5 protein-coding genes are annotated in these 8001 nt (G+C 64.3%); all 5 read right to left on the bottom strand.

The genetic code is table 11. The annotated features are described in order from the left end of the window. The coding region (locus ODR01_RS24335; protein ID WP_316980314.1) for a cache domain-containing protein at positions 1-1082 on the bottom strand (1082 nt) is incomplete at its 3' end. A 269-nt stretch (positions 1083-1351) separates the two neighbouring features. Beyond that, complete coding sequence (locus ODR01_RS24330) at positions 1352-3031, bottom strand: methyl-accepting chemotaxis protein (RefSeq protein ID WP_316980313.1); 1680 nt, start codon at positions 3029-3031, stop codon at positions 1352-1354. 30 nt (positions 3032-3061) lie between these two features. Then, positions 3062-3673, bottom strand: a complete 612-nt coding sequence (locus ODR01_RS24325; RefSeq protein WP_316980312.1) for a hypothetical protein — start codon at positions 3671-3673, stop codon at positions 3062-3064. A gap of 306 nt (positions 3674-3979) precedes the next feature. Continuing rightward, positions 3980-5545, bottom strand: coding sequence for a methyl-accepting chemotaxis protein (locus ODR01_RS24320; protein WP_316980311.1), 1566 nt, complete (start codon positions 5543-5545; stop codon positions 3980-3982). Between the two features lie 386 nt (positions 5546-5931). Continuing rightward, on the bottom strand, positions 5932-7866 hold the full coding sequence (locus ODR01_RS24315) for a methyl-accepting chemotaxis protein (protein ID WP_316980310.1): 1935 nt from the start codon (positions 7864-7866) through the stop codon (positions 5932-5934). Between the last annotated feature and the right edge of the window lie 135 nt (positions 7867-8001).

Genomic DNA, 8001 nt, shown 5'->3' with positions numbered 1-8001 from the left:
TGGCGGCTGATCTCGGAGATCGAACTCGCCAGTTCTTCGGAAGCCGAGGCGACGGTCTGCACGTTGGCCGAGGCCTGTTCGGAGGCCGCTGCCACCGCCGCTGCCTGTCTCGTCGTCTCTTCGGCGGTCGCCCCCATCGCCTCGGAGGACGATTGCATCTCGGTCGCCGCCGACGATACCTGGGTGACGACATGGCCGACCGACGATTCGAAGGAGTCGGCCAGCTTCAGCATGGCCTGGCGCTTTTCCTGCTCGGCCTTGCGTTCGGCTTCCACCTGCGCCTCGCGCATGCGGTCCATCTCGATGGTCTTTTCCAGGAACACGCCCATGCTGCGCGACAGATCGCCGATCTCGTTCTTCTGGTCGGTGAACTGAACCTTGATCGACTTGTCGCCTTCGGCCAGGCGCTGCATGTTGGTGGCGATGTAGGTAAGGGGCTTGGTGATGCCGCGACTGATGACGATGGAGCCGCCGCCGACCAGCAGGAGAATGACCAGCGCGACGCCGCCGACGACCATGAGCACGTCCATGAAGATGGCGTCGACGTCATCGATGTAGATGCCGGACGCCACGAACCAGTCCCAGGCCTGGAACGGCTTGGCATACGAAATCTTGGGCGCCGGAGCCGTTTGGCCAGGCCTCGGAAAGCTGTACTCGACGAATCCGCCGCCCTTTTTGGCGACCGAAATCAACTCAAGCTGGTAAGCCTTGCCGTTGCCGTCGAGGTCGCCCTTCATGTCGCGGCCGACCAGCTTCGGATTGACCCCATGGGCCACCATGATGCCGTCCATGGTCTCGACCCAGAAATATTCGTTATCGCCGTAACGCAAAGCGGTAAGGGCCTTCTTGGCCGTTTCCTGGGCGTCCGTGCGGCTCATGCGTCCGGCCTTCTCCTCAGCCACATAGTACTCGAGCATCGTAAAGGCGGTGTCGACCACGTGTTCGGTCTTGATCCGGCGATCCTCGAACAGGTGGGTGCGAATTTCCTTCAGGGAGTAGCCGCCGACGCTGGCGATGCCGATGACGGTTCCTGCGACGATCAGCAGGAGCCGCGACCCGATCTTAAGTTTGTCCAGGAACATTTCATCCTCGTTCGTTTCTGTGGTTCGTAACGTCAATTTGGCAGGATGAAGTATCCGCGATGCCGTGTTGCGGCAGCATGTCAAACGCGGAAAATTTGGTAACGAATTGTAAAGAATAGGTGACAATTTAGAATGTTCAGCGCCCCGGAGCCCGGGTGATCGAGGTTTTGTTTCAAATGGCTTCGCGAATTGAAATTTAGTCGCACTTTGCAAAGAAAGGGGCGGCCCCCAATGGGGCCACCCCTGGCAGTGCCGAACGGGAGGATGGGTCAGGCGGAGCGCACGTTGTCCAGGAACTTGTCGACCTCGGCGCGCAGCTTTTCCGACTGCTGCGACAGTTCGCCGGCCGCCTTATAGATCTGCTCGGCTGCCGTGCCGGTCTCGTTGGCGGCTTGACTGACGCCGCCGATGTTGGAACTCACTTCCTGGGTGCCGGCCGCCGCCTGCTCGACGTTGCGGGCGATCTCCTGGGTTGCCGCCCCCTGCTCCTCGACCGCCGAGGCCACCCCGGCATTGACCTCGTTGATCTTGGAGATGGTGCGGGTGATCGATTCAATGGCCGAGACCGCCTCCTGGGTCGCCGCCTGGATGCCGGCGATCTGGGCGCCGATCTCGTCGGTCGCCTTGGCCGTCTGGTTGGCCAGGTTCTTGACCTCGGAAGCGACCACCGCGAAGCCCTTGCCGGCATCGCCCGCCCGGGCCGCCTCGATGGTGGCGTTGAGCGCAAGAAGGTTGGTCTGCTCGGCGATATCGGTGATGAGGGCCACCACTTCCCCGATCTTGTTGGCGGCCTGGGCCAGGCCCTGGACCTTGATGTTGGTCTGCTCGGCCTCACTCACCGCGGCCGAGGCGATTTGCGAGGCCTGGGTCACTTGGCGACTGATCTCGGAGATCGAGGACGACAGTTCCTCGGCTGCCGAGGCGACGGTTTGGACATTGGCCGAAGCCTGCTCCGAGGCCGCCGCCACGGCGGAGGCCTGTCTCGTCGCCTCTTCGGCCGTTGCGCTCATCGCCTCGGAGGAGGAGCGCATCTCGGTCGCCGCCGCCGCCACCGACTTCACCGCTTCCGTCGACGTGGCGTCGAAGGCCTTGCACAGATCCTCGATGCGCTTGGCCCGCGCCGCCCGGGCTTCCTGCTCGCGCCGCTGTTCCTCGGCCAGGCGGTCGGCCTCGATCTTGTTGTCCTTGAAGACTTGCACGGCGGCCGCCATCTCGCCGATCTCGTCGCCCTTGCCGATGCCCGGAATCGCCACGGTGGTGTCGCCGTCGGCCAGCTTGAGCATGGCCTGGCTCATGGATCGGATCGGTCCGGCGATGAGGCGGCTCAGCGCCAGACCGGCCGCCACCGCAATCAGCGCCACCAGGATGCCGCTGATCCATGACGACAGGTTGACCCGCCCCAGCGCGGTCTGGGCGTCGTCGCGCGCCCGGCTGGAAACCTCCGTCTTGAGGCTGATCAGCTCGTGTTCGGCCTTGGTGATCTCGGCCATCAGTTCGGCGGGCAGCCCGGAAACCTCGAGCGCGCGGGCCTCGTTGACGGTCATGGCGTTGCCCATCAGGGCGATCTGCCGCTGGGCGATCTCCTTGCTCCAGCGCTCGTAGCCGGCCGCCATGGCCGAGAGCAGCGCCTGACTCTGGGCATCCTTGCCGGCCATATTCTGAAGGTCGGCCAAGGCCGTCGCGAACCTTGTCTTGCCCGCCTCGAAATTGGCGAGGACGGAGCGGTTGCCGGTGATCAGCAGATCGAGAATGGCGGCGCGTTGGTCGTCGAGCCCTTCGCCCATGCGGTCGAGACTGGCCCGGAATTGGCTCAACTCGATCTCGGTTTGGGTGGTTTCCCCCAGCCGGCTGACGTTGACCAGGACCAGCGTGCTGCCGATCACCATGACGGCAATCATCACCGCGAAGGAGAGCGCGATCTTTGCCGAAATTTTCAGACGATTGATCATGACGAATTCCTTTTCCGGACCCCGAGGGCGTCAGCCGTTGCGCCGACGGTCCAGCTCGGTCAGGTTGACCTCGACGGTGATGGCGCCGATCGCCTTGCCGGCGGCGTCGACGACGGTGAGATTGACCTGGGCCCGCCAGGTCTTGGTGTCTTCATCGAGGCCGGCCTTGTCGACGAAAACCGCGCCTGGCCCGACCGGAAAGGTTTTCTGGAACTTGCCTTCGTCGCCCTGCCAGTAATCCGAGGAAATGGAGCTTTGGCCGACGTTGAGGCCCTTGAAGTCCATCACGAAAATCTCGGTGTAGAGGCCATCCGAGGCGGCCTGGATCTGGGTCAGGTAGTTGGACAGCGGGCTGCTGAGCGTCGCGGCGATCAGCGGCTGCTCCTCGTTCTTGCGCTCCGCCACCCATTGCTTGTCCAACTCGTCGATCCGGGCCTGCGACAGGGTGGCATGACGCTTGTTCTGGGCCTCGACCGAGATGCGCACCACCGGCGCATCCAGCCAGCCGTGGATCTCCTTGATCATGGCGTCGTCGATGAGGGCGACCGCGGCCTTGGGATCGAAGGCGGCGACCGTTCCCGAGAGGCTCGCCAGGGCCAGGAGCCCGGCGATCGCCACTACGCATGCTTTGCCGAAGGACATCTCATTCTCCCGCGAAGGGTTTGATATTCGCGGGCGGGCGCCCACAGGTATGCCCAATACGTGCGGCGGCCTCTCCCTGGAGGTCCCCATTTGTCACGCCAAGACGCATGCCTTGTGCAGACAGTCCCACCCGATCTGCAGGGCCATCATAGCGCCGTCGTGTCGCGCTCTCGTGTCAAACGGGGGCTTTTTGGTTTCAAATTGTAGGGAATATGTAACAAAATGAAACAAGACTTCACTAGGCATCACGGTTCGCAAGGGCGGACCCGGAGGGTCCACCGCTTCCCGGTAGGCTTGGCGGTGTGTTCAGGCGGCGGCGAATTCCACCTCTTCGTGCTCGGCCACCGCCTTGGCCAGGCGATCCAGAAGACCCAGGACCTCTTCCGACGATTGGCGGAGCTGGTCGATGGCGGCCAGCGCGCCATCGTGGTCGCCACCGTGGAACTTGCGCAACACCTCTTTGCCGAACTCATGGACCCGCTTGTGGGGCTCCAGCAGCGCCGCGAAGGCTGGGCTCTTGCTGATCAGCGGGTTCTTGACGGCGTCGTACCATTTGCCGAGCCGGCAGTTGTGATGGTCGGGGAGTTCATCGGCCCGAACCTTCTCGCGGCCGACCAGAGTGGCGACAATGCGCTTGACGAACAGGATGTGATCGTTCTTGGCGATCTCGACGATGGCGCGGTCCATGCCCAGGCTGGCGAAGCCGCCGATCTGTTCGGTGAGCAGGGTGTTCAGTTCGTCCATCCCGGCAAGGATGGCCTCGATCTGGTCGTCATTGACCGCCGACACGTCGGCGATGCGGCCGGTTCCCTGGGAAACGTCGTTGGCCGCCGCCGTCTGCTGGGTGAGGATGCCGGAAATCTCGGCCATCTTGAGGGTGACGTTGTTGACCTGGGCGGCGATGTCCTCCAATTGTCCGCCCATCGCCGTCACCACCTCGCGGCCCTGGGAAACGGCTTCGGAGCCGCGGTTCATCGAGGACACGATGCCGTCCATCTTGCCGCGAAGGCTTTCGATGCGGGTGCGGATGTCCTCGGTCGAGCGGGCCGTCTGGTTGGCCAGGTTCTTGACTTCGGAGGCGACCACCGCGAAGCCCTTGCCGGCCTCGCCGGCGCGGGCCGCCTCGATGGTGGCGTTCAAGGCCAGGAGGTTGGTCTGCCCGGCGATGTCTTCGATCTGCGAGACGATCTCACCGATCTTTTCGGACTCCTCGGCCAGGGTATTGACCTCGGCGGTGGCATGCTCGACGGCGGCGACGATCTGGCGCATGGAGGTGACGGCCTGGGTCGACGACGAGACACCCTGGCCGGCGGCATCGCCGGCGCCCTTGGCGTCGCTGGTGGCGTCGTCGCTGGTCTGCGAGATCTGGTGAATCGAGGCCACCAGTTCCTCGACCGCCGCCGCCATCGACTGGGCTTGGTTCTTGGCCTCGGTCACCTCCTTGCGCATGCGGGCCAGGCGCATGACGGTCTGGTTGCTGCGCACCCCGGCGCCGACCATGCCATGCAGGATCGACAGCAGTTCCTGCTTCTTTTCGTGCTCGCGCCGGCGCTCGGCCGCTTCGCGGTCGGCGGCGGCATGACGGGCGTGAACGGCGCACTCGCGGAAGACCTTAAGCGCGGCGGCCATGTGGCCGATCTCGTCGCCGCGGCCTTGGGCGGGAATGTCGATCGCGAGATCGCCCGCGGCCAGCCGGTCCATGGCGCCGGCCATCTGGCGGAGCGGGCCGGCGATGCGATGGCCGACGATGCCGGCGACGGCCAGGCCGACGACCAGGACCAGGCCGTCAATGACGAATGTCATGGTTTGCCAATCGGCCATTGCCGTGTTGGCGGCGAGGGGAAGGAGCAGGACCACGCCGTAGCCAAGCATGATCCGGCTCCGGATGGAGAGTGTTGACGAAATGGTTTTCATGGGGTGCCTCAAGGGCTCGGTTTTATTTTTCCCGCGCATTCGGTGGTCTTGCGACCGACGGAAACCGGTGGCGCGGCGTTGCTGCGTCGTTCATAACCGGCCGCTGTTTCGGAAGAATGTCTGAAAACACGATTTTTTGTCACAGATCGTCGCGGATTGATTACGTGGCTGCCATGTGGGCGACAAAGCCGGCTCCGTGAACGGTGACGCCGGGGCGGCCTCCATTACCTCGAAGACGACCGTCCCTAGCCCTGAGGGGGTAGGGGTTGCCGAAATTGGATTCTCGGGCCGCCCGGAACAGCCCTTCCCTGCCCGGTCCCGGTCGAAGGTGCCGTCGACGAAGGTCAGGCGGCGCGCACGCCGGCCAGGAACTTGTCGACCTCGGCGCGAAGCGTTTCGGATTGGCGCGACAATTCGCCGGCCGCGCGATTGATCTGCCCGGCTGCCGCGCCCGTCTCGTTGGCTGCCTGGCTGACGCCGCCGATATTGGCCGAAACCTCCTGGGTGCCCGCCGATGCCTGCTCGACGTTGCGCGCGATTTCCTGCGTCGCCGCGCCCTGCTCTTCGACCGCCGAGGCGACCCCCGAGTTGACTTCGTTGATTTTCGAGATCGTCTTGGTGATCGAGTTGATGGCCGAGACCGCCTCCTGCGTCGCCGACTGGATGCCCGATATCTGGGCGCCGATCTCGTCGGTCGCCTTGGCCGTCTGGTTGGCCAGGTTCTTGACCTCGGAAGCAACCACCGCAAAACCCTTGCCGGCGTCGCCGGCCCGGGCCGCCTCGATGGTGGCGTTGAGCGCCAGCAGGTTGGTCTGCTCGGCGATGTCGGTGATCAAGGCCACCACTTCCCCGATCTTGTTGGCCGCCTGGGCCAATCCTTGCACCTTGATGTTGGTCTGCTCGGCCTCGGTCACTGCGGCCGAGGCGATTTGCGAGGCCTGGGTCACCTGGCGGCTGATCTCGGAAATCGAGGACGACAGCTCCTCGGCCGCCGAGGCCACCGTCTGCACGTTGGTCGAAGCCTGTTCGGAGGCGGCGGCCACCGCGGCCGCTTGGCGCGTCGTCTCTTCGGCCGTCGCACTCATCGATTCGGAGGAGGATTGCATCTCGGTTGCTGCCGATGACACCTGGCCGACGACATGACCGACCGAGGCCTCGAAGGTATCGGCCAGTTTCAGCATGGCCGCCCGCTTTTCCGCCTCGGCCTGACGGTCCCTCTCTTCCTGTTCCGCCTCGAGACGCCCCTTCTCGATGGCGTTCTCCTTGAACACGGCAACAGCCTCGGCCATGCGGCCGATTTCGTCACGGCGGTCCTGGGCGGGGATGTCGGCCTTCAGATCGCCTGCGGCCAGCCGGCCCATGGCCTCGGTCATCCGGCGAATCGGATTGGCGATGCGGTGGCCGATCACGCCGGCGACCGCCAGGCCGATGGCCAGGACCAGGCCACCGATGGCCAGCGCCGTCATCAGCGAAGCGTTCATTGCCGCGACGTAGTCCTCGACATCCTTGGCAATGACGGCGACCCCGACCGTCTTGCCGGTGAAGTCGGAAACCGGACCGGCAAAGACGCTGGTGGGCACGCCGTCTAGATCGACGCGAAGGACGACGGGGGTTCCCGAGAAGGCGGCCTTCAGCCCCTCCTGGCCGATGACCTGGGTTTTGCCCAGGGTGCTGGCGAACGGCTTGAATCCGTCCTTGGCCTGAACGTACAGGGCCGCGTCGACGCTGAATTGCTTCTTGAAGGTTTCGAAGAAGGCGGCGCCGAACGACATGCCGAATTCGACCGAGCCGATGTGCTTGCCATCGTGGGAAACCGGCACCACGCCGCGTACGCCCAGCCCGCCCACGCCGTGTTCCAGGCCGACGATCGGGGCCTTTTTCGAATTGGCGTCGAGGACGGTCTGGCGGAAGGACGAAAGGTCGTCGCCGAATTTCGCCGGCATATGAAGTCTGAGGAAGGATGTGGCGGGCGGCAGGTGGAACTGGAACTGTTCGACGCCGTAATCCTTCTTCAGGATATCGTTCGCGGGCAGAAACAATCGGGTCAGGCCGTCGCGATCGCCGCGCGCGAACATGTCCTGGGCGGAGGGGAGGTTGGCGACCAGGGTGCTGAGGGTTTCCGCCAACGACGACTGGGCGGCGATGGCCCCTTTGAGGTTCTCGAAATAGCCCTTGAGCTCGCGCTGCTCGGCGGTCGTCACCAGATCGCGCGTTTGGTAAACGCCGGCCCCGACGGTGGCCATGATGGCCAGAAGAAGGATCAGGCCGTAGCCGAGCATGATCCGGCTCCGGATGGATGCTGTGGAAAGAATGGCTCTCATGGGATTCCTCAGGTTTTCATCCGCGTCGTTCCGCACGTCCGCCGGTCATGCCGCGTATGACAGGCGTTGCGGGCGGTTGCCCGGGTTGCACTA

Source organism: Shumkonia mesophila (assembly GCF_026163695.1).
Classification (GTDB): Bacteria; Pseudomonadota; Alphaproteobacteria; order Rhodospirillales; family Shumkoniaceae; genus Shumkonia; species Shumkonia mesophila.
This window is presented reverse-complemented; position numbering and strand designations above follow the sequence as displayed.